A 23,169-nucleotide genomic window follows, 5' to 3' on the forward strand; every position below is an offset into this window, starting at 1 on the left:
AGATTAATTTTATGCCGTTCGTCAAAACGAACGTTCGTTTTTTATGGTGTTATATGAGTTTGCCAATTGAAATTGTCGCCAAAGGCTTACAACGAGAAAGACAGAAGTCTGGATTATCTTTAGCAGAAGTGGCTCGCCGAGCAGGGATTGCGAAATCGACCCTGTCTCAATTGGAAGCAGCTCAAGGTAATCCAAGTCTAGAAACTTTATGGGCCTTATGTGTTGCTTTAGATATTCCATTTGCGAAATTGATGGAATCAAATATTGCGCAAACTCAAGTGATTCGTTTTGGTGAGGGGCCGTCAGTCAGTTCTGAAATCGCGCATTATCAAGCAATCTTATTGGCCAATTGCCCAACAGGCGCTAGACGGGATGTATATATATTAACGACACAACCCGGTGAGCCACGTTGCAGTCAGCCACACCCGATTGGGAGTGTTGAGCATATTATTATTATGAAAGGACGAGCAAAAGTGGGGTTGGTTGCGGAACCTATTTTGTTGAATGAAGGGGATTATATTTGTTATCCCGCAGATCAAGCGCATATCTTTGAAGCTCTGGAAGTGGATACTAGAGCGATCTTGATATCGGAGCAAAGATAAAGATCATTTCATCATTTTAAAAAAGCTTTTTTGTATTATGATGACTTTCTTGCTTTGTTCATTCTACTAATCACTTTATAATTAGCCGATTTTTATGTGATGGAACTAGATTCGTGAGTATTATTGTTGCCTTAGACGCAAAAAGCCAATATGACGCCTTAACAATTGTAGATCAGCTTGATCCGTCACTTTGTCGTGTCAAAGTAGGCAAAGAGCTTTTTACTCATGAAGGCCCATCAATCGTAAAAAATTTACAAGATAAAGGCTTTGAAGTTTTTCTTGATTTAAAATTTCACGATATTCCGAACACGACTGCTCAAGCGGTGTGTGCTGCCGCGGATCTTGGTGTGTGGATGGTGAATGTGCATGCATCGGGTGGCCGTAAAATGATGGAAACCTGTGTAGAGCGCCTTAAAGCGGGTAATTATTCAACTCAATTGATCGCAGTCACAGTTTTGACTTCAATGGGCCGTGAAGACTTACGTGATCTAGGTTTGGATATAGAACCTGTCGAGCATGTAAAGCGTTTAGCAAAACTTACTCAAGACAGCGGATTAGATGGTGTCGTGTGTTCAGCACAAGAAGCCAAGATCCTTCGTGAACTATTAGGACAAGAGTTTGCATTGGTCACACCAGGGATTCGTCCTGAGGGTTCAAATGCAGATGACCAAAAACGTATCGTAACGCCAAAGCAAGCAATGCAAGACGGATCAACGCATTTAGTCATTGGCCGCCCAATTACCAAGGCTGAGAATCCAACTGAGATGTTGAAATCAATCTTGGCTTCAATCTAATAAAGTACGATGTTAAAACTTCATACTTAGAAATAAGCTGATTAAGAGTGGTGCGAGAAGTGACAAGATCAATCCACTCATCATGGCATGTGGGACATAATGTGTGCCACATGATTGTTTGACCATGGCAAGTGTGACATCCATTGACGTTGCACCTGCACTGGAAATCGCAGAGCGTGGAAAACGCCAGCCAAGACAATACATCAATAAAATGGCAAAAATTTCTCTAAACAAGTCCGTTAATAAAGCAATTCCACCCAGTTTGGCTGAGTGTATTTCAGTGAATAAAATCCCTGACATGGAATACCAGCCATAGCCTTGGGCTAAGGCCATGACTTCGTTAAGACTATATTCATTGGATAAGATGAAATAATTTAACAGGGATGCCAAGCATGAACCAACAAATGCAGCCACGGGAACCAGCAAAATTTTCCAACTCAACCAACTACGATCAAATTGGGTGAAGGCCAGTTCGATCCCGATCAAAAAAATAAAGATCAGTAATAAATACCAACTATTAAAGCTGATCGTTAAACCTGAACTATTGACCATGACGCCGAATAGAATACCAACCCCCAAAGCCAAAAATGCTTTGGCGATATTCTTGAGTGCATTGAGAAATAGGTGTAAGGAAATCTTTCCTTGTACACTTTGGCGATCAATCAGTTTGTAGGTGATCAAGCAAATAAAAAATGAACCAATCGAGGTGGTAAATGCAATCAGTAATGCTGGCGGTAGAATAGCAGTAGGATTTTGAACGTGATTTAAGGCTTGAGTCAGTTCAAATGCCACGCTAATCAGTAAAATATAAGAAAAATAGGGCAGTATTTTAAATACGAATTGTTTAATTGTCTGTGATAAATGTGGCCCGACAAAATAGCCTAAGCTAATGCAAACAAAAATCTGGAAGATTAAAACAAGAGAGGTCATACAATCAGAGCGTTTATAGTGCTGATTTATTATGCAGGGAAATCTGATACTTGAATAGATTTATATATCATTTGATATAGAAAGTTTTGAAGATAAACGGATATCAATAAACTTGGGGGATACTGAGTAGATGATTATGTTGCCATTCAGGTAGATGGCATATAAATACAATCTCTTATTCAGCTATGAATATCCTGTTGGCTGAAATATAATTTTAGCAGTAATAAAGGTGGATGATTTGTGACAGCAGCTAAGATTCAAAAAGTGGCATTAGAACGGTTTGCAAAACAGGGCTTTGCAGCAACATCGCTAAACGAGATTGCGACTGATGTCGGGATAAAAAAACCTTCAATTTATGCACATTTTAAGAATAAGGACGAATTGTATCTCAGTCTGATTCCAATCATGATTGATGAAGAATTGGGACATGCCAAGGTTGTATTGCAAGGCGGAGAAAAAATCCAGCAGCAATTACTGCATTACTTTGAAAGTATCGAACAGCGTTTTGATGCATCATATGGTGTTCAATTTTGGATGAATGCATTAATTAGTCCGCCTGTGCACTTATATGATCAGGTAATTGAACCGATGCATGTCTTTATGGCGGAACTGGAAAATGTATTTTTACAAGCCATTCAACACTCTATTTTAATAGAAAATAAGCATCAACTGGATAGTGTCGCTCTGGCTCGTGTATGCATGAGCTTTGTCGATGCCTTACAAAGCGAATTGATCTATGGTGGGCGAGAGAAGTTTCACCTCAGATTGGATGCGATCTTAAAAGCATTAAATATTCTGATCAGCGCCTAAGTTCAGACACTGATCAAGTGTAATTTCTTTATTCTGTTTCTACTCTAGCAAATGATTCGCGCTGTTCTAGCGCAGCATAAAGACATAAGCCCAGAGCGATAGCACCACAAATAAACAAGCTGCTTGGAAGTAAGCTGACATTGATTTCTATTAAGCTCACAACAAAACCGATCAGTGCCGCGAAAGCATACTGTAGTAAGCCCATTAATGAGGACGCTGCACCCGTTAAATGCTGTGGACTTTGCTGCATGGTTAGTGCTGTTAAATTGCCAAAAATGAATCCAGTCGACCAGATGCTTAATCCTAAAAGTGCAATGTATTGCCATAAATTTAAGTCATAAAAATATAGGCTGAGCATCAAAATAAAACTAGAACCGCTGAATAAGCACATACCGATGACAAGCAATTGTTGAGCCGACCAACGTTTGAGTAACAGGATTGAGGTTTGTCCTAGGGTAATTAAGCCAATCGCATTCGCAGCAAATAAGGTACTAAAACTTTCGTTGTGAATATGGTAGTGCTGAATAAAAATAAAAGGCGATTGGCTGAGGTAAACAAAGAAAGCACCTAAGATAAACCCACCAGCAATCGTATAACTGATAAAGCTTTTATTCAGACAAAGCGTTTGATAGCTATTTTTGATCGCAGTGAATTGCAATGCTTGTCGATATTGAGGTTTCAATGTCTCTGGAATGGCTTGATTTCCCCATAGCCACAGGACCGAACCAAGCACTGCCAATGTATAGAAAATCAAATGCCAAGAGCCGATGCGTAAGATCACACTACCCAACAAGGGGGCAAGAATTGGTACAATCATCATGACTTGCATCAAAATAGAAAAATTCTTGGCACTGGTTTTGGCATCGCACACATCAGAAATAATTGCTCTTGGAACCACGAGACCTGCTGATGCACCTATTGCTTGTAAGAAACGTGCAGCCAGTAACCACTCAATCGTTGGTGCAACGGCTGCCAGTATTGATCCTAAGATAAAAACAGCGATTCCGATTAGTAAGGGATTACGTCGACCAAAGCGATCAAGCAATGGACCATAGATACCTTGACCAATGGCGAGTCCAATCAGAAATACCGACAGGGTGAGTTGTATATGACCTGGCGTAGTCGCAAAACTTTCTGCAAGCAGTGGAAATGCTGGCAAATAAATATCTATTGCCAATGCATCCAAGGCGGTAAAAAGGGAGAGCAATAGTAACAAAGACCAACTGATCTTTGAGATGGGAGGAGCAGCGTTCATGTTTTGTGTACTCTTTCGAGGGAAACAATATTTATTTTAACTACCTAACGGTAGGTAGTTAAAATATTAACATGAATATTTAGGTCTTGCATAGAGAAGAACAGGGGGGGTTAAATCAGATTCATAAAGCGTTGCAATAAAAAAAACACCTTTAAGCTTTTAAAGGTGTTCTTGATATTTGGAAGAATTCATCTATTTCTGCTTAAGCAGCATGGTTTTTTGAATTAACCGCTGTGCTGATAAAATTATAATCAGCAACATTCACTTTACGCGTCTCTAGCCAATATCTCCATGTATATGTTGGCCATAAAGAAAAGTTCTTACCATCTGCCGCTTGATACCAACTGCTACAGCCACCTGCTTGCCAAACTGTACCTTTGAGATGATCTTGAACACGTTGATTGAACCGGTCTTGAACTTCGTGCTTGATCTCAACCGCTTGTGTACCTGTTTTATCAACGGTTTGGATCAATTGTAGAATATAGTTGACCTGAGACTCGATCATGAAAATCACAGAATTATGTCCAAGAATCGTATTTGGTCCAAGTAACTGGAACAAATTCGGGAAGTTCTTGGTACTCACGCCATAATAACTTTCCGCACCATCTTTCCATGCTTGTTTAAGTTCTATGCCATTACGACCAACACAATTGAAATGTTTTAAGTAAATGCGTGGATCAGTAATAAAGCCAGTACCATAAATCAAGCAATCAATTTGACGTTCTTTACCATCTTTGGTGATGATACCGTTCTCTGTAATTTCCTGGATGGCATCTGTCACTAATTCAACATTTTTACGGTTGAAGGTTGGGAAGTACTTATTTGAAATAAGAATACGTTTACAGCCCATAACAAAATCTGGTGTCAATTTTTTCGCAAGCGCTTTATCTTTCACTTGATAGCGAATAAAGGCTTCAGCAAGTTTTTGACCATATTTCATAATCTGTGGTTGTACGATTGGTACAACACGTGATTCATTGGTCCAATAGAGACGGGTACGGTGAATCTGGCGATAAATATTCGACGCCTTAAATAAGCGCTTACTTAGCTGAGAATATTTACGCTCATCACGTGGAATGACCCAAGCTGCGGTGCGCTGGAACACATAAAGCTGTTTTACTTCTACTGCGATTTCAGGAATATATTGAATCGCGCTACCACCAGTACCGATTGAAACAACTGCTTTGCCGCTTAGATCGTAATTGTGATCCCATTGCGAAGAATGGAACACTTTACCTTTAAATTTCTCAATGCCTTTGATATGGGGAATTTGTGGCACGTGTAAGGGACCAGACGCAAAGATGACAAATTGAGCCTCAAGAATTGTCTGGTCTTTAAAATCTAGCGTCCACACATTGCGGTTTTCGTCAAATTCAGCATTGGTTACTTCGTGATTGAATTTGCAATAATCTCGAAGTCGGTATTGTTCAGTAATATTTTGAATATAATCAAAAATTTCATCTGCCTCAGCATAGCGTTTTGACCAGTCTGTTTTAGGTGCAAATGAAAGGGAATACATATGTGATTGAACGTCACACGCTGCGCCAGGATATTGGTTTTCTCGCCATGTACCGCCAACATCGTTGGTTTTTTCTAAAATTACAAAATCATTGATTTGACTTTGTAATAGTCGAATAGCCATCGCTAAGCCACCAAAGCCCGCACCAATAATTGCAACTTTTGTTTTTTGAATCGCATTTTTGGTTACATCACGCATAGTCTACGTCCTACACAGCTAAATTTTGTGCAAGTTTAACGGTTTTGACGAGATTAAATATGATTGTATAGACGTAAAACTTGATCATTTCGGCAATTCATTTGCACAACGTTTTATAGTAAAACATTAAAGTTTTGAGAACTGCATTCGGACTTATGAAGAGATCTATCCTCGGATTGATGTATTTGATTCAGGGCATGCGTCATGTCGGGATCGACGTGGATGCACGTTTAGCCAATATGGGAATACAGGCCGATGCTTTAGATCCTAGTTCAATTATTCCAGATGAGATTGAATGGGATATTTTGCAGCATATTAGTCAGGATATTTCACCTGAACAAGGTTTATTTATCGGACAGCATTATGCCTTAGCGGGTTATGGGCCTTTCCTGATGCTATTGGTTACTAGTGATACCTTGCATAAGGCACTATTAAATGGGGTTCAGTATCAGCAACTGACTCATCTTTTTGGTTCATTGCAGTTAAAGATAGAAGATGACTTGATCTATTTACTGTATCGACCGATTGATTTAAGTATGCATTTAGGTCAATTGAGAGCGCAATGCGAAATCTCGGGCACTTATAAGTTTTTACAAGATATCTTTAAGATGATGGGACTTGAAGTCCCTCAAATTCAAATTGAACTGCCATTTCATCGGCCTAAAGACTTAACACTGCTTGCAGCATATCAAGATTATTATGGGCAAGATGTCAAATTTGGATGTGCGCAAGCTGCTTTTATTTTAGAAAATACACAAATTTTAAACACAAAAATTCCGTCTGCCGATATTTTGACGTATCGTATTTATGAAGAAAAATGCCTACAGGATATTCAACATTTAGAAAAAACTGCCAGTCTCAAATTGACGGTGGTTGAGTATGTTGAGGATTATCTAGAAATGCAAAATGGGGTGATTCCAAGTATGGCGGAAACGGCGTGTGCATTGGATATTCCTGAGCGTACTTTGCGGCATCAATTGCAGCAAATGCAGACCAGCTATAAAGAAATTCGTGAAAGATTAATCAAACAGAAGGCAATAAAGTTTATTGAAAATAGTTCATATTCAATCGAACAGGTGGCCGAAATGTTGGGTTATTCTGAGCCTGCAGCATTTAATCATGCCTTTAAAAGATGGTTTGGATTGAGTCCTCGTCAATATAATCGAAATCATTAAATGATTAAAAATGGTACATTATGATGTTTAAACTCTATGATAATTAAGCCTAAAATCTAATGTCATTGAACGGAATGTTCGATATAATTTTCACCAATTAAAATTGCAATAACACCTTATGTCAAATTCTAAACCAGACTCACATAGCACTGCATTTATCCCAACATCACCTGCCGAGCGTTATGCTCAAGCAATTGAGTCAGGACAATTCATGCCAGATGAAGCACAAGCTCAGGCTGTGCAAGAGTTAGATCGAGTATGGAAAGAGTTACACACTCGCTATAAGGCTTCAAAGAAAGCATTTCGACGTTTCCGTCGTCAGACTTATCCTAAAGGCGTTTATATGTGGGGTGGTGTAGGTCGTGGAAAAACGTGGCTAATGGATCAGTTCTATGAATCTGTACCATTTCGCCGTAAAACACGTATGCATTTCCATCATTTTATGCAACATGTACATAAAGAGTTGAATAAACTTTCTGGCCAACGTAACCCTTTAGATTTGGTCGCTGATCAAATTTATAAGAATGCCGTTGTCATTTGTTTTGACGAATTTTTCGTATCGAATGTAACCGATGCTATGATCTTAAGTGATCTGTTCCAGAAGCTGTTTGAGCGTGGAATAACATTGGTTGCAACGTCAAACATTGCACCAGATGGTCTATACAAAAATGGAATTCATCGTGATCGTTTTATACCGACGATTGAGCTGGTGAAGAAGAACTGTAGTGTTCTGAATGTTGACGCTGGGGTGGATTATCGTTTGCGTGTATTGAAGCAGGCGCAATTGTTCAAATATCCATTAACCGATGATGCTCAAGCGTGGTTATCTGGTCGTTTTAAAGCTTTGACCCAGACACAGGCGCAATCTAATTCTCCAATCATGATTAATAATCGTGTGGTAGAGACTTTAGGTCATACAGAAGATGTATTGTGGTGTGAATTTTCAGAGTTATGCTTTAAACCACGTAGCCCAGCCGACTTTATTGAAATCGCGAATATCTACAATACCGTGCTGGTCAGCAATGTTCCGCATTTGACCGATTTCCTGTCAGAAGGAACACGCCGCTTTATTTACTTGGTCGATGAATTCTATGACCGTGGCGTAAAACTAATTCTTACCTCAGAAGATTCGATTATCGATCTGTATGAAGGTGAGAAACTGGCATTTGAAATTGAACGGACGCGTTCACGTTTATTGGAAATGCAATCGGATGATTATCTACATTCGGAGCACCGACAAATTCAGGTCGCACAGACTTCATAAATGAAAAGGCATTCTTCGGAATGCCTTTTTTTATAAACTTACATGGATAAGGCTTTATTCTTGGTCAAATTTTGCTATAACTAGATGAGTTTGAAAAAGGGAGTGTGTCGCATAAAGATAGTAAAAAACTCATTATTTGATATTTTGATAAGTATAAAAATTTGTGTTTGTCAATACTTCTAATGGGGAAAATGCTTACTATTTAGGAATGTGATATTACTATTCAGGCTAGTATAAATCAGTATACTAGAATTCTTGTTATAAAAAGTTAGCACCATCAGGAAAGACAATGACTGCACGTATTCAAAAAGGCAAGCTAGCGATTGCTAAAGAACTTTACGATTTCATCGAAAATGAAGCTTTACCAGGCACTGGTTTAGATAGTGAAACTTACTGGAAAAACTTCGAGCAAGTCGTTGTAGACCTTAGCCCAAAGAACAAAGCATTATTGGCTAAGCGTGATGATCTTCAAGCAAAGATTGATGAATGGCACCGCAATAATAAATTTGAATTAAATGCTTATAAAGCATTCTTAACTGAAATTGGCTACTTGGTTCCAGAAGTTGCTGACTTTCAAGTAACAACTGAAAATGTGGATGAAGAAATTGCTTTATTGGCAGGTCCACAATTGGTTGTACCTGTACGTAATGCACGTTATAGCTTGAATGCTGCTAATGCACGTTGGGGTTCTTTATATGACGCGCTGTATGGCACGGACGTAATTTCTGAAGAAGGCGGTGCAGAGAAAGGCAAAGGCTATAATTCAGTTCGTGGCGATAAAGTTATTGCTTTCGCAAAAGATTTCTTAAACCAAACTTTCCCATTGGCTCAAGGTTCGCATGCAGATGCAACTCAATATGCAGTGGTGAATAATGGTTTAGCTGTAACCTTAAAAGATGGTTCAACCACTTCTTTGGCACATGAATCACAATTTGTTGGTTTCAATGGCGAAGCTGCAAGCCCAACTGAGATTGTTTTATTAAATAATGGTTTGCATGTGATTATCGAAATCGATGCCAACAGCCCAGTAGGTAAGACAGATGCTGCTGGTGTGAAAGATTTAACACTTGAAGCTGCGGTTACAACCATTCAGGATTTGGAAGATTCTGTTGCTGCGGTTGATGCTGAAGAGAAGGTTGAAGGCTATCGTAACTGGTTAGGCCTAATGAAAGGTGACTTACAAGAGTCAATCGAGAAAAATGGTAAGACCATTACTCGTACCCTCAACAAAGACCGTACTGTTCAGAACCTAATTGGTGGCACGACTAAATTACATGGTCGTTCATTAATGTTGCTTCGTAACGTAGGCCACCTTATGACAAACCCTGCCATCCTTGTTGATGGTCAAGAAGTGTTTGAAGGCATCATGGATGCTCTAGTGACTCCATTACTGACAGTTGCGGATATTCGTGGTCAAAACGAAAACCAAAACTCTCGTAAAGGTTCAATGTATATCGTTAAGCCAAAAATGCATGGTCCAGAAGAAGTTGCATTTGCGGTTGAATTATTTGAGCGTGCTGAACAAGCAATTGGTTTGCCTGCAAAATCACTCAAAATCGGTATCATGGATGAAGAGCGTCGTACCTCTGTAAACTTGAAGAACTGTATTGCTGCTGCGAAAGATCGCACCATCTTCATCAACACAGGCTTTATGGATCGTACAGGTGATGAAATCCATACATCTATGGAAGCTGCACCAGTTGTTCGTAAAGAAGCAGTTAAAACACAAAAATGGATTGCTGCTTACGAAAACCGTAACGTGGCAATTGGTTTAGCATGTGGTTTACAAGGTAAAGCGCAAATTGGTAAAGGCATGTGGCCAAAACCAGACAGCATGAAAGACATGTTGGCGACGAAGACTGCACATCCAAATGCAGGTGCATCTTGTGCATGGGTTCCATCTCCAACGGGTGCGGTACTTCATGCATTGCATTATCATCAGATTAATGTAAAAGCACGTCAAGATGAGTTGGCTGCTGAAAACATGTTGTCATTAGATGACTTGTTAACACCACCGTTTGCACCTGAAACTAATTGGACTGCGGAAGAGTTAAACAACGAACTTGAAAATAACTGTCAAGGTATCTTGGGTTATGTGGTTCGTTGGGTAGACCTTGGTGTTGGTTGTTCTAAAGTACCAGACATCAATAACGTTGGTTTGATGGAAGACCGTGCTACTTTACGCATTTCATCTCAACACGTTGCAAACTGGTTACGTCACGGTATCGTAACGCGTGCACAAGTTGAAGAAGTGCTTAAGCGTATGGCTGTGATTGTTGATCAGCAAAATGCCAACGATCCACTTTATACGCCAATGGCACCAAACTTTGATGGTATTGCTTTCCAAGCCGCTTCTGATTTGATCTTTAAGGGCGCAGAGCAACCATCTGGTTATACAGAGCCATTGTTGCATGCTGCACGTTTAAAATTAAAAGGTTATACAGGTGATTAAGTTCATCTAAAATAAAAAAGCCTCTTCGGAGGCTTTTTTATTTGGTATGCAGGGTATGAACTTTAACTGTAAAAATATAGGCTCAATTTAAGTGCGCCAATTCATCTAGAACAGGATAAAACATCATCTTGATGAAATTTTTGTTATAATTCTCGAAGTTTGATCATTTAGCCGAATCATAACGATGTCACAAATTTTAAAATTAGATGCTTTAAAACAAGCGCAAGTTTCTACTTCGCCGTATCCTTACTTTGTCGTAGAAAATTCGATCATAGACAGCGAAGTGAAAGCTGTTATTCAGGATTTTCCAAAGATTGAACAGGGTGGTAGCTACAACATTGAAGATGTTGAAATTAAACCTAATTTTGATCGTTTCTTAAAATCATTAGATACCAAAGAATTCCGTCAGATTTTGACTGAAAAATTTGATGTGGATGTGATGGAACATCCGATGATGATCACCTTACGTGGTTATTCACGCCAAAAAGATGGTCGCATTCATTCTGACTCGAAAACCAAACTTCTGACTATTCTTATTTATCTAAATGAGTCTTGGGATGCACCTACAGGTCGTCTACGTATCTTGAATGATGAAAAGAACATGGATGACTACGTCGAAGAAATTGATGCGGGTCCCGGTACATTGGTTGCATTTAAAGTGACTGATAATGGTTGGCATGGTTATGTACCTTTTGAAGGACAGCGTCAGTCAATTCAAATTAACTTTTTAACCAGCGATAAAGCCAATGCCAAGCACCGCTTTATCCACGGTTTAAGTGCAAAAATGAAAAAGTTATTTGGCTAATTTATGCGATTAGAAAGAGGAGGCTTGATACCTCCTTTTTTTAACTTTGTTTTTAAGGATAAATACTCAACAAACTATGTGTGCCAACTATAAACCATTAACAGTCGAGCAAGCTCAACAGCTTGGTTTACCTTTGATTCCATTTGAATATGGGGAAGAAGTTTACCCAAGTTATACAACGCCTTTGCTATTTAAATCAGAGCAAGGGCTGGAGTGGCGGGAAGTATTGTTTGGTTTGGTACCAAAGTGGTCGGAAGATACCAATATTTCCAAGCATACTTATAATGCTCGACATGAAACTATTTTTCAGAAACCTAGTTTCTTGGAGGCGGCTTCAAAGTGCAAATTTGGTGTTATTCCTGTTTCTGAGTTCTATGAAAGTAAATACATTGATAATAAGCCTCAAAGATGGGGTGTACGTCGTAAAGATGGAAAGGCTTTCTTTATCGCGGCTTTATATGAGATCAGAAAGTTGGGCGATCAGGTGATCCGTTCGGCAACCATGCTTACGATGGATGCCATAGACCATCCGATGATGAAAGATTTCCATGAGCCGGGAGACGTAAAGCGGTCAGTGGTGGTTATTCCACATGAGCGCTTAGATGAATGGTTAAGCTTAAAACAACCACATCAACTCTATGAATTTATGCAGGGTTTTCCTGTAGAAGAATTTGAGTGTTCCCATGTTCCTAAAGCAAAGATTGTAAAAATAACACCGCAACTGAATATGTTTGATTGAGCTTAATATTTGAGTTGATGAGATTAAAAAAGGCTTCCTATCGGAAGCCTTTTTGGGATCAGTTGCTTAGCGCGCAAGATTTTTAAACATATGGCGCAGAATTTCCATTGTCTTTTCAATTTGCAATGGCGTTAAGCCATCAAATGATTGTTCGAGGATAACTGAGGTAAGATCATTAATTTTGGTAATCATTTCCTGACCTTTGTCTGTTAGATAGACGCGAGTGATACGACCATCTTCCTTGCATGAATACGTATCGATATAGCCTTCATCTTTGAGGCGATAAACAATTTTGGTTGTGGTCGACATTTTGGAAATGACCATGTCGGAAAGCTCTGACACACTGGCATGGGGTTTGACATGCAAGGCAATGAGAATACGGCGACGAGAATTGTCTAAGCCATATTTTTTGAGCACGTTATCGATATTTTGAACGTACTGAGCATTTACTTGAGAAATCCAGTAAAAAGGAAAGTCTTCCAGGTTAAATGAATCGGCTGTAGGTAAAAAACGCGCATATTTTTTTGGCATCACTTATTTCCTATACTTGCACAAGGAGCCACTCCTAGTCGCTCCTAGATTCCATGAAATGTCTATAACTTGCCTGTTAAAAAAATCGATCCTCTGATTTTTTTAGCATTCCATTTTTTAACAAATCTGTTCAAAGATAACGGTGAAATTATCTTTATTCTCAACGAATAAGTCATCATAAAATTCACATAAATCAGCTATTAATGATGTACTATCCAGTCGTCTTTCCTTCAAGGTTGTCCTACAGCCTTGCATTACTGCTTATTTGTAGAATAATCATATTGTAGAAAAAAAATACGATTTTTGACGTGACATTTTTATAATATTTTCTGTCTAAAATGTCATAAATATACGAAATCAATATATTTATAAAATAAATAACGCTTAAAAAAATAGCTAATACAACTATTTGAATTAATCAATTGGTTAAAATATAGCACATAAAAATTTTTTAAAAAGTTGAATAAATACATTCTTTATCACATTTTTTCGATGGAATTTTAAAATTTGTAGCTTTGAATAGATTTTGATGGGGCAATTTAGACATAAATTTGGTGTGTAGGACGAATTGTAGGAAATTAAAATGAGATATGAAAGGGATAACAATTGAACTTCGGAGATTAAATAGATAAAAAGACGCATCTAAACAGGATTACAGGTTTAGATGCGTAAAGTGCAAAATTGTGATGACTCATGTTTTTCTTAAAGCTTAAGTTCACTTTCCATCAGGGGCCATAGCTTTTGATGTGACTTTTTAAACATCGACATATGTCCAATTTGTTTGTAGCCATGTTGTTGTGGATTCAGTTCAATTAATTTGGTTGGTGCATTGGGGTATAAGCGCAATAAGTCTTTGACATTGGCTTGGGTGGCGATTTCATCATCAGTTGCCCAAAAAGAAGTAATCGGGCATTGAATTTCCTGATGATAATCTTCGAAGATACTTTTACCAATTGCATTCATGACATAACCAGGTTTACTGCAAAACTCAGCCCATTGTTTTGCAACATTTTTAGGGAGGTTTTCTCCCATCCCAATAAATTGAGTTGCGCCATAACCTTTCAAGAAGCTGGAAACTGGGAAAATAACGTTAAACATAACGGGCGCAAGGATTTTAGTTTTACCTTTCAAGCCTTTGACATGACCTGTAGAGCCAGCGATCGCCAAAACCTTAGCAACCTTGTTATAGTTTGAAGTAATCCCAAGTAATTGCCCACCAGCACTATGCCCAACAATAATCACTTTTTCAGCTTGAGTTCGCTCTAATAAGGTCTCAATTGCGGCTGGAATATCATAAATTCCCCAGTCATTTATACTGGCCTTAGAATTCTTGAGCGGGCCATGAAGCGATTCACCTATACCGCGAAAATCAAAGCTTAAAACGCTATAACCTTGTTTGCTCAGCCATTCTGCGAAAGCATGATAGAAATTTTTAGTAATTCCTGTCGCTGGACAAATCAAGATTGGGTAGGGTTTGGTATGATCTTGTGCAGGATAAAATTGTGCGGCAAGTTGATAGTCATCTTTGCAGCTCATCCAAAAAGATTCATAACTCTTCATTAGAAAGATACTCTTATATGTGGATAGTATTACTTTACACAAGTTCCAAAAAGAAACTCGTTTAAAAAATGACTTAAAAGTCAAATTTTATGTAATATACGCACACAAAAGGAATATTTTAATTTCGGGGATGTTATGTACGCTTTAAATACTGCAACACAGCTTGCTATTGTATTTAGTGGGATTTTTCTATGGGTGGGGATGCTGACTGGAGTTTGGAAATATTATCAAATTAGACAAACAGCGCAGGCAAGAGCACATTATTATGTGGATATTGCACATCGGAGTAGTCTGCTTTACGCGGCAGCCAGTTTGATTTTAGCAGCATTAAGTTTTTTTACAGTTCTATCTGATTCAATCGCATTATTTTGTGTTGTTGCAAATCTATTCTTCTTTGCGATGTCGATTTTAATCTATATTTTGCATGGATTATTAAGAGATACAACCAATCAATTCAAACAGCCGCATCAAGTGGGGAAATGGACTTTACCAGCATGGTGTATGACGTTGATGATGTTGAGTTTAATTCTTGTAGAGTTGGGTGCAACTGGGATTTTAGTATTGGGAACTATTGCTCAATTTTTACATTAAAAAATGGATGATCACTCATCCATTTTTCCTAAAGAATTTTTTTGGCGCACTGCGCTTAACTGTCGAAACTTTCGATCAACGATCGCCCACATACAAAAGGCCAGAGATACAATCAATGCATATGCAAAATATTCGGGTTTTAAATTACCTTTAATTGTGCCTTGAAATAACAACGTGACCATTAAGGCAAGCGTTGTAGTTGCATATACGATTGAATCATTTGCCTTCAGAGCGTTAATGAAGACTTGCTTGTTGAAATGTATTGATAACATCTCCATCCCTCCTTGTTGTGACGACAAAACCATGTGTTTTTGTCTGAATTGTTTTTTAAGTTGTACTGCTATTTTCTGAGCATTTCAATAGGGATAGTGACTATTTTGAAAATAAATTTCTAAATGTATTGATTTATATAACTTTTAAGTATTTTTTATATTGATTTATACTATTTTTTAGTAAAATATTAGCCATTATTTTTACATTTTGAAAAGTTTGCCAATCAACTAATTCAATTGAAATAGTTGTTTTTAGATCACAAATAAAGACATTGAGGCATATTTGACAGCGTCAGCTTTAAGTTAAGAAAAGAAAGATTTGTCGTAAACAAAAAATGAGCGTTGGATAAAAGAACATTTCTTGTATAGCTAAAATCATGTTTGGGTAAAACATCATTTTAACGACAAATCATTTTAATCTTTAGATGCCGATACGCGATCGACCACAATTGCAAAAACAAGAACGATCAGCGATGGGAGTAACCATGCGAGATTTTGTTCGTTCAATGGTAAGTGCTGAATAAAAGTCGGTAATTGTGCAGTAAAACCAGCCGCTTTAATTGCTTCAAAAATACCAAAAAGGAAAGCAACAGCAGTCACAGATCCAACCACGATCGACGGATTGTTCCAACGTTTCCAGAAGAAGCTGAGCATGATCACGACAATCGCTGGCGGATAAATTGCACTGAGTACAGGAACTGAGATTGCAATCAGCTTTGTTAGACCTAGATTAGAAATCAACAAAGAAAAGCCAGTCAGGATAAAAACAAGTAACTTATAAGATAAACCTGTCAATTCGGTAAAATATTCAGCGCAAGCACATGTAAGACCAATTGCGGTTACCATACATGCAAGGAAAATTAAGATGGTTAAGAAATACGATCCGTAATCACCAAACGCGTGTTGTACATAAGCATGCAGAATGATTGCACCATTGGCTGCATTAGGCGCGACTTCATGACTGCCTAAGCCAAGTTTAAACAAGCTGACATAGACAAGCGTGAGTCCAACACCCGCAATCAAACTTGCGATAATGGCATATTTGGTAATCAGTTTTGTATCTGTCACACCTCGTGATTGGATCGCTTGAATAATTACGATACCAAATACCAGTGCGCCTAAGGTATCCATGGTCAAATAACCACTAACGAAACCTTCAGAAACAGGACTTGCGATATAGTTGTTGACTGGAGCTGAAATCATACCTGTTGGAATCGCAAATGCGGCGATACCTAAGATTGCCAAGGCAATGATTTTTAAAGGAGCCAGTACATGACCAACCGTATCGAGTAGTTTATTTGGATACAATGAAACTGCAGTCACAAATGCAAAATACACAATACTATAAATAAGAAGGCTGCTACCTGATGTACCAAAATACGGTGCGAAGCCAATTTCATAAGAAACTGTTGCAGTACGTGGTGTTGCAAAGAGTGGACCTACAGACAAATAGCAAACAATGGTGAGCAGTAAGCTAAAGAAGCGTCCAAGTGGAGAGCTGATGATTTCGATTGAACCTTTCATGCGAGATAAGGCCATAATCGTAATGACAGGCAAACCAACTGCGGTAATTAAGAAACCGAAGGCCGCAAGCCAGACATGTTCACCAGCCTGCTGAGCAACGATTGGAGGAAAGATAATATTGCCTGCGCCAATAAATAACGCGAAGGTCATAAAACCTAAAGCAATGATATCTCCTGTACGAAGTTGATTCATAAAGAGGGAGGCATAAAATAAAAGTGCGAAGTTTAGAACAAAAATGCGTTCTTTTGAAACTAATTTATGTGAAATTTGGTTGATTTTTGACTAAAAAGAAATGATGAAAATCATATAATTAGTAATGGTAAAGCTAATGTGTTGAAAAGCTTTCCAAAACTCGAAAATGCAGAAGGGTATAGATTCTTTCCTATTGGCCTAACTGAATTTAAATATCAAAAATAAAATGCTCTTTTAGTCTTAAATAGATTGAAGATTTCAATGGGAAGGCGTACAAATATTGAAATACTTTATGCAGTCCCCATATTAATTTTTCTGCATGTGATTTTAATCTGATTGATGAATAAGGAAAATCTCGAATGAGAGCTTCTACTGTGACCATTAAAACTGAACAAGATCTGGAGAAATTACGTATCTCTGGGCGGTTAGCGGCACAAGTGTTAGAAATGATCGGGCCTTATATCAAGCCTGGCGTTTCAACTGAATATTTAGATGATATCTGTAATGATTATATTGTGAATACGTTGCAGGTGATTCCAGCCAATGTGGGCTATCACGGTTTTACCAAAACGACCTGTATTTCTGTCAATGAAGAAGTGTGTCACGCCATTCCTTCCGCGAAAAAGATTTTGCAAGAGGGTGATATTTTAAATATCGATGTTGCTGTGATCAAAGATGGTTATTTTGGCGATACCAGCCGAATGTATTTTGTTGGTGAGCCAAAGCCTGAAGCAAAAAAACTGGTTGAAACCACTTATGAAGCGATGTTAGCGGGTATTCATACAGTGAAACCTGGGGCAACTTTAGGTGATATTGGCTATGCCATCCAATCTGTTGCACAGCGTGAAGGTTATAGCATTGTGCGTGAATACTGCGGACATGGTATCGGCCGTATTTACCATGAACAGCCGAACATCTTGCACTACGGTCAGAAAGGTCAAGGTTTGGTCCTAAAAAAAGGCATGGTGTTTACCATTGAGCCGATGGTGAATGCTGGAAAACGCCATGTCCGAGAGCTGAATGATGGTTGGACTGTGGTGACACAAGATAAATCATTGTCTGCTCAGTGGGAGCACATGGTTGCTGTAACGGATGATGGTTTTGAGCTATTAACGCCATGGCCGAATGGCACAGGACATTATCCAGCCGTTTAAGTTATCCGATAAAAAAAGCGCGATTTCTAATCGCGCTTTTTTTTAGTTGAGCATTGGGTAAGTTGTTCAACCAAATAATCAATAAAAACACGAACAGCGGGCAATAGACCGCGTCTCGATGGATAAACTGCGTGGAAAATACCGTGTGGTGCCGTCCATTCGGGTAAGACAGTCACAAGTTGCCCTGTTTTTACAAAGTCTTGGGCAATACTGTCGGGAAGCAGGGCGATCCCACAGTTTTGAGTGGCTAATTCCGCCAGCATCAGTAAATTTGAACCCATAATCACGGGGTTTACTTTGATTTTTTTCTGCTGATGGTCAGGGCCTGTCAACAAGAACTGTTGATCGAGATGATCTTCTGCCATGCTGATAATACGATGTTCTGCCAGTTGTTCAGGCGTAGTTAGATTACCAAACTCATTTAAATAGGCTTGGCTGGCAAAAAGACGTTGTTCAATTGCTTCAAATTGACGTAATACTAGGTTCGGATCATCATCTAATTTAGATCGAACACGCAACGCCAGATCGACACCTTCGTTGATGACATCAATACGGCGGTTGCTGATCATCATTTGCACCCGAACTTCAGGATATTTCTTCAAAAAGGCGGGTAGGATTTTCGCCATCTGATTTTGAGCAATATCGACTGGTACACTGACTTTGATGACACCACGTGGCTGACTACTCAAATGATTGACCACATCATGCGCTGCTTGGGCTGCATTCATCATCACTTGTGCATGTCGGTAAACATCCATTCCAATATCAGTCACGGCAAAATGACGCGAACTGCGTTGAATTAGACGTACACCCAGTTGTTCTTCAAGATTGTAAACCCTACGGCTGAGTTTAGATTTAGGAATGTCAGTTGCACGTTCAGCAGCACTAAAGCCACCATGTTCTACTACCAGCGCGAAGCAATAAAAATCATCTAAATCCGTTAGCATTACGCTATAAACTCCAGCTTATTGTGATTAAGTTAAATGAATATAAAAGTGATTATTAAACATTGTGGGCCAACAATATAGCCCGAACCTGCTGATATTGTTCCATTCGCTCAAAATCCTTTGCGGTTGGCGATGGAATTCGAGATAAGTCCATATTGTCAGTGATATCAGCCAATTTCACAACACGTGCCAAAGGGTTTTGTACAGTGCGCTGAGCGGCTTCGATTCGAGACTCACCATCCTGTTTTGTGAGTGCAACGATTGCATCGATAATGTGTGCCTGGAATCCTAAAGCTTGTAAATCTTCAATGCTTGTTTCTGTATCTTCTAAGACATCATGCAGAACAGCAATGATTTTATGATCCATACTGGGTACATTCAGCATCACTCTGAGTGGGTGTAAAATATAGGGGGCATTAGCTTTATCTACTTGCCCTGAATGTTGCTTTGCGGCAAATGCAATTGCTTGTTCTAATGTCGCCATCAGCTAAATCCTCCGCTTCAAGATAGATTAGCGCGTCATATTCTTTTAAACTGGCTGAAATTTTTTTCGCTTAAGTATTATGTCATATCAACTTATCAATATTGTCGATGCGACCCAAAACATTGTATGTCCTTTTTGTCAGCATGTGGTTCTAGACTGGGATCAAGAGCAGTATATTCAACCTTGTGAGCATACGCTATTTATGGCAATGGATTTAGGTTTTGAATTTATTGCTGATCGTTTTGAAGAAGTTTTACCCCAGTCAGTAGATGAAATTCATGAAGATCCAAATATGAATATTTTTGCTAGTGTTACTCAAGCACACTATGCCGACATGCACATTTATAAAGCAGATCTAGGTGTAGAGGGGCTATTTCGTTATGTTGGATTTAGTCAACATTAAAATCCTTCCAATAAAAAAGCCAATCATTTGATTGGCTTTTTGCTTAACAGCTTATGCTTCAGGTGCTGGGCTGTACTGTTCAACTAATGGTTTTAACTCACCATTTTGGAACATTTCAAGCATGATATCGCTACCACCAATGAGCTCGCCATTGATCCATAATTGTGGAAAAGTAGGCCAGTTCGCAATTTGAGGTAAAGTTGCACGAATATCTTGATTTTCCAAGATATTTACATAGGCAAATGGACGACCAATTTGGCTAAGTGCTTCTACTGCACGAGCAGAAAAACCACATTGCGGGAATTGTGGAGTGCCTTTCATGTAAAGTAAAACAGGGTGTTTCGCAATTTGATCACGAATTAACGCTACTGTATCACGCGCTTGTTCCGTCATAGATAGATCCTCAACTAATCTCCTTGCATTATACCTAAAAAAAAGCGTGGCGGAGGATTGCGAAAGATTTTTCTTATATAAATGTGACTTTAGGCTTTCAATCTACGCAAGTTTTTGCTTATATAACTTTTTTCACCACAACTACTGATAGATTGAGTTTGTTATGACTAATATCACTCTTGCTCCTGTGCAACCTGATCAACCATCACATCTTATGGCAACCTATGGTCGCCAAGCGATCAGCTTTGTACGAGGACGAGGGGCGTATCTATATACGGCAGAGGGTACAGAATATTTGGATGCGTTAACGGGGATTGCTGTGTGCGGTTTAGGACATGCACACCCTGTTATTGCAGAAGCGATTGCTGAACAAGCTGCGACTTTGGTGCATACCAGCAACCTATATGAAATTCCTTGGCAAACAGCTGCGGCACAGAAACTGGCTGCAGTTTCAGGTATGGAAGAGATCTTCTTTTCAAACAGTGGCGCTGAATCAAATGAAGGTGCGATCAAAATTGCACGTAAATTTGGCGCTCAACAAGGCATTACATACCCTAAAATTTTAGTCGCGGAACAATCTTTCCACGGCCGTACCTTGGCAACCTTATCTGCAACTGGCAATAAAAAGGTTCAGGAAGGTTTTGCGCCGTTGGTTGAAGGTTTTATTCGTGTGCCGTTTGGTGATGTGGAGGCAATTCAAGAAGCAGCCATTAACCATCCAGATATTGTTGCCATGCTGATTGAGCCTATCCAAGGTGAAGGCGGCGTGAATACCGCACAACAAGGGTTTAGTTACTTGGAAGATGTACGTGCGCTATGTAATCAACATAATTGGTTGATGATGCTAGATGAGATTCAAACAGGGAATGGCCGTACAGGCAAATACTTTGCTTATCAACACACCAGCATTATTCCTGATGTCATGACTACAGCCAAAGGCTTAGGAAATGGCTTTCCAATTGGTGCCGTCATGACACAAGGTAAAGCAGTCGGTTTACTGGGTGCAGGTAGCCATGGTTCAACTTATGGTGGAACAGTGTTAGGTTCACGTGTGGTATATACCGTGCTTGATACTCTGGAAAAAGAAAATGCAGTTGAGAATGCTGCTACAGTGGGTGCCTATATTGTTGATCAACTCAGAGCACAATTGGCCGATTATAACGTTCAAGTGCGTGGCTTTGGCATGATGATTGGAATTCAGCTGCCAAAAGACTGTGCTGAACTGGTTGCGATTGCACGTGATGAATATAAGCTGATTATCAATGTAACGGCAGGTTCAGTGGTACGTTTATTGCCACCCTTAAACATGACACAAGCACAGGCTGATGAGTTATTACAACGTCTTGTTCCTGTGATTCAAAACTTTTTAAAAGCATAATCGTTGTAGATTGAATAAAAAAAGGGCAATTCATTTGCCCTTTTTTTTATTTGTATGGGGTATCAGCCAGAAATATATTGTTGAAGCTGCTCAATAAGAATACGTTGATCATCCATCGCAGCTTTAACTAAGTCTCCGATAGAGATGAATCCAACTAACTTTTCTTGATCAAGCACAGGTAGATGGCGTAAATGACGGTCAGTCATAAGGTTAAGGCATTCTTCGACAGTATGGTTTAAACCTACAGAAATGACCTTGGCCGTCATAATGTCAGCAACAGGGGTGTTGTTTGAAGAACGTTCCATTAAAGCAATCTTACGGGTGTAGTCACGTTCAGAGAAAATTCCAACGACTTTCTCATCTTCGGCAACGACTAAAGCACCAACACCTTTTTCTGCCATAATTTTAATTGCTTCAAGTACAGTCGCATTGGGTGAAATGGTGAAAATTGATTGTACTGCTTTATTCTTGATGACTTGAGCAACGATTGTCATTGTTTATCCACCTGTGTTGTATTGTCATTTTCATTTAACTTAACGGTATTTTTTTTAAATGCAAAGCCCTAATTTCATTCCAATGATAACTTTTCTTCATGAGTGTCTAAAAAGTCATCATTGGAATAGAGAGAATAATTAAACCGTCACTGCTGATTGATGTGGCATAAAGAAGAAATGCTGCATTTGCTGAGTTGAAAGTTTAAATTTACGATGTGAAGAGTTAAATAAAGCAGGTTCAACTTGTAAACGGGTTAAAGTTGGAAGCAAGGACTCATGGAAATCTTTCGGCGTAATCTTACGTGGTGTGTAGTTTTTCCAGTGTGCTTTAGCATAGCGATGAGCTTGTACGCCGTTTAGCCAAAAGGGGAATACGTGACCATCTTGATCCGATTTGATTGCCCAACCCTGATGGTATAAACCCCAAAGAACGCCACAATACATCATTGTTTTTAGAATTGAAATTTTAAACATCAACTCACGTGAGACTGGTTGGAAATGGCTAAAACGATACATGTTATTAAACTAATATTCTTAAACTTATGTTTTATTATAAGAAAGATAGATGGCAGTTATGTTTAAACAATTGATCTAAATCGTAAGCAAATATTGTAGGTATCTCATCCAAGCGGTTAAAGCTTTACTGCAGCGTAAGTCAAAATATGAAGAACCATGTTGATTAGTTTTATGCAGGTATTAAAAA

The 23,169-nt window shown here is 38.9% G+C and carries 24 protein-coding genes; 12 read left to right on the forward strand and 12 right to left on the reverse strand.

Going from position 1 to position 23,169, the window contains the following annotated elements; genetic code table 11:
• Positions 1-53: 53 nt before the first annotated feature.
• Positions 54-602, forward strand: a complete 549-nt coding sequence (locus B2727_RS11950) for a helix-turn-helix domain-containing protein (RefSeq protein WP_005188020.1) — start codon at positions 54-56, stop codon at positions 600-602.
• 113 nt (positions 603-715) lie between these two features.
• Positions 716-1,396: an orotidine-5'-phosphate decarboxylase gene (gene pyrF / locus B2727_RS11955; protein ID WP_004806673.1), complete on the forward strand. Its 681-nt coding sequence runs from the start codon at positions 716-718 to the stop codon at positions 1,394-1,396.
• Positions 1,397-1,408: 12 nt separating this feature from the next.
• Here pyrF and B2727_RS11960 read toward each other — a convergent pair whose 3' ends face one another.
• A complete protein-coding gene (locus B2727_RS11960; protein ID WP_033132914.1) occupies positions 1,409-2,326 on the reverse strand; it encodes a lysine exporter LysO family protein in 918 nt (305 codons plus the stop codon).
• A 240-nt stretch (positions 2,327-2,566) separates the two neighbouring features.
• On the opposite strand from B2727_RS11960, the gene B2727_RS11965 reads away from it, so the two are divergent.
• Entirely contained in the window at positions 2,567-3,136 is a 570-nt protein-coding gene (locus tag B2727_RS11965; protein WP_004806677.1) for a TetR/AcrR family transcriptional regulator, read from the forward strand.
• A gap of 28 nt (positions 3,137-3,164) precedes the next feature.
• On the opposite strand, the gene B2727_RS11970 is transcribed toward B2727_RS11965, so the two are convergent.
• Positions 3,165-4,391, reverse strand: coding sequence for a multidrug effflux MFS transporter (locus B2727_RS11970; RefSeq protein ID WP_033132913.1), 1,227 nt, complete (start codon positions 4,389-4,391; stop codon positions 3,165-3,167).
• Between the two features lie 202 nt (positions 4,392-4,593).
• On the reverse strand, positions 4,594-6,108 hold the full coding sequence (locus B2727_RS11975) for a flavin-containing monooxygenase (RefSeq protein ID WP_033132912.1): 1,515 nt from the start codon (positions 6,106-6,108) through the stop codon (positions 4,594-4,596).
• A gap of 155 nt (positions 6,109-6,263) precedes the next feature.
• Between B2727_RS11975 and B2727_RS11980 the strand changes: the two genes are divergently transcribed.
• The 5 genes from B2727_RS11980 to B2727_RS12000 all read left to right on the forward strand — a co-directional run bounded on the left by B2727_RS11980 (position 6,264) and on the right by B2727_RS12000 (position 12,543).
• Complete coding sequence (locus B2727_RS11980; protein WP_004806683.1) at positions 6,264-7,283, forward strand: AraC family transcriptional regulator; 1,020 nt, start codon at positions 6,264-6,266, stop codon at positions 7,281-7,283.
• Between the two features lie 118 nt (positions 7,284-7,401).
• Positions 7,402-8,547 carry a cell division protein ZapE gene (gene zapE / locus B2727_RS11985; protein WP_005313475.1) on the forward strand — a complete coding sequence of 382 codons (1,146 nt, stop codon included), beginning with the start codon at positions 7,402-7,404 and terminating at the stop codon, positions 8,545-8,547.
• 289 nt (positions 8,548-8,836) lie between these two features.
• Positions 8,837-10,999, forward strand: coding sequence for a malate synthase G (locus tag B2727_RS11990; protein ID WP_033132911.1), 2,163 nt, complete (start codon positions 8,837-8,839; stop codon positions 10,997-10,999).
• A 184-nt stretch (positions 11,000-11,183) separates the two neighbouring features.
• A complete protein-coding gene (locus tag B2727_RS11995; RefSeq protein WP_005313478.1) occupies positions 11,184-11,804 on the forward strand; it encodes a 2OG-Fe(II) oxygenase in 621 nt (206 codons plus the stop codon).
• Between the two features lie 76 nt (positions 11,805-11,880).
• Positions 11,881-12,543, forward strand: coding sequence for an SOS response-associated peptidase (locus tag B2727_RS12000; RefSeq protein WP_005188056.1), 663 nt, complete (start codon positions 11,881-11,883; stop codon positions 12,541-12,543).
• 66 nt (positions 12,544-12,609) lie between these two features.
• On the opposite strand, the gene B2727_RS12005 is transcribed toward B2727_RS12000, so the two are convergent.
• Positions 12,610-13,074 carry a MarR family winged helix-turn-helix transcriptional regulator gene (locus tag B2727_RS12005; protein WP_004653790.1) on the reverse strand — a complete coding sequence of 155 codons (465 nt, stop codon included), beginning with the start codon at positions 13,072-13,074 and terminating at the stop codon, positions 12,610-12,612.
• Positions 13,075-13,776: 702 nt separating this feature from the next.
• Positions 13,777-14,634 (reverse strand): alpha/beta fold hydrolase, encoded by an 858-nt coding sequence (locus tag B2727_RS12010; protein WP_033132910.1) that lies wholly within the window; start codon positions 14,632-14,634, stop codon positions 13,777-13,779.
• Between the two features lie 135 nt (positions 14,635-14,769).
• Between B2727_RS12010 and B2727_RS12015 the strand changes: the two genes are divergently transcribed.
• Positions 14,770-15,225, forward strand: coding sequence for a hypothetical protein (locus tag B2727_RS12015; protein WP_033132909.1), 456 nt, complete (start codon positions 14,770-14,772; stop codon positions 15,223-15,225).
• 11 nt (positions 15,226-15,236) lie between these two features.
• Here the strand turns inward: B2727_RS12015 and B2727_RS12020 are convergent, their stop codons facing one another.
• Positions 15,237-15,497, reverse strand: coding sequence for a hypothetical protein (locus B2727_RS12020; RefSeq protein ID WP_005204103.1), 261 nt, complete (start codon positions 15,495-15,497; stop codon positions 15,237-15,239).
• A 414-nt stretch (positions 15,498-15,911) separates the two neighbouring features.
• Positions 15,912-17,213, reverse strand: coding sequence for a branched-chain amino acid transport system II carrier protein (gene brnQ, locus B2727_RS12025; RefSeq protein WP_005204102.1), 1,302 nt, complete (start codon positions 17,211-17,213; stop codon positions 15,912-15,914).
• Between the two features lie 359 nt (positions 17,214-17,572).
• On the opposite strand from brnQ, the gene map reads away from it, so the two are divergent.
• Positions 17,573-18,367, forward strand: a complete 795-nt coding sequence (gene map, locus B2727_RS12030) for a type I methionyl aminopeptidase (protein ID WP_005313487.1) — start codon at positions 17,573-17,575, stop codon at positions 18,365-18,367.
• 26 nt (positions 18,368-18,393) lie between these two features.
• On the opposite strand, the gene B2727_RS12035 is transcribed toward map, so the two are convergent.
• Together B2727_RS12035 and B2727_RS12040 are read right to left on the reverse strand one after the other, a co-directional pair.
• The gene (locus B2727_RS12035; protein WP_004806707.1) at positions 18,394-19,314 is read right to left on the reverse strand and encodes a LysR family transcriptional regulator; all 921 of its coding nucleotides are present in this window, start codon (positions 19,312-19,314) and stop codon (positions 18,394-18,396) included.
• Positions 19,315-19,369: 55 nt separating this feature from the next.
• Positions 19,370-19,798: an HD domain-containing protein gene (locus B2727_RS12040; RefSeq protein ID WP_033132907.1), complete on the reverse strand. Its 429-nt coding sequence runs from the start codon at positions 19,796-19,798 to the stop codon at positions 19,370-19,372.
• Positions 19,799-19,877: 79 nt separating this feature from the next.
• On the opposite strand from B2727_RS12040, the gene B2727_RS12045 reads away from it, so the two are divergent.
• Positions 19,878-20,201: a hypothetical protein gene (locus B2727_RS12045; protein ID WP_033132906.1), complete on the forward strand. Its 324-nt coding sequence runs from the start codon at positions 19,878-19,880 to the stop codon at positions 20,199-20,201.
• Positions 20,202-20,252: 51 nt separating this feature from the next.
• Here B2727_RS12045 and grxD read toward each other — a convergent pair whose 3' ends face one another.
• Positions 20,253-20,594 (reverse strand): Grx4 family monothiol glutaredoxin, encoded by a 342-nt coding sequence (gene grxD, locus B2727_RS12050; protein ID WP_004639270.1) that lies wholly within the window; start codon positions 20,592-20,594, stop codon positions 20,253-20,255.
• Between the two features lie 163 nt (positions 20,595-20,757).
• On the opposite strand from grxD, the gene B2727_RS12055 reads away from it, so the two are divergent.
• Positions 20,758-21,972 carry an aspartate aminotransferase family protein gene (locus tag B2727_RS12055; protein WP_033132905.1) on the forward strand — a complete coding sequence of 405 codons (1,215 nt, stop codon included), beginning with the start codon at positions 20,758-20,760 and terminating at the stop codon, positions 21,970-21,972.
• A gap of 62 nt (positions 21,973-22,034) precedes the next feature.
• Here the strand turns inward: B2727_RS12055 and B2727_RS12060 are convergent, their stop codons facing one another.
• Positions 22,035-22,466: a CBS domain-containing protein gene (locus B2727_RS12060; protein ID WP_005313493.1), complete on the reverse strand. Its 432-nt coding sequence runs from the start codon at positions 22,464-22,466 to the stop codon at positions 22,035-22,037.
• Positions 22,467-22,604: 138 nt separating this feature from the next.
• Positions 22,605-22,982 carry a DUF2750 domain-containing protein gene (locus B2727_RS12065; RefSeq protein WP_004806719.1) on the reverse strand — a complete coding sequence of 126 codons (378 nt, stop codon included), beginning with the start codon at positions 22,980-22,982 and terminating at the stop codon, positions 22,605-22,607.
• Positions 22,983-23,169 lie beyond the last annotated feature (187 nt).

This window comes from Acinetobacter sp. UBA991 (assembly GCF_002292065.1).
Lineage (GTDB): Bacteria > Pseudomonadota > Gammaproteobacteria > Pseudomonadales > Moraxellaceae > Acinetobacter > Acinetobacter higginsii.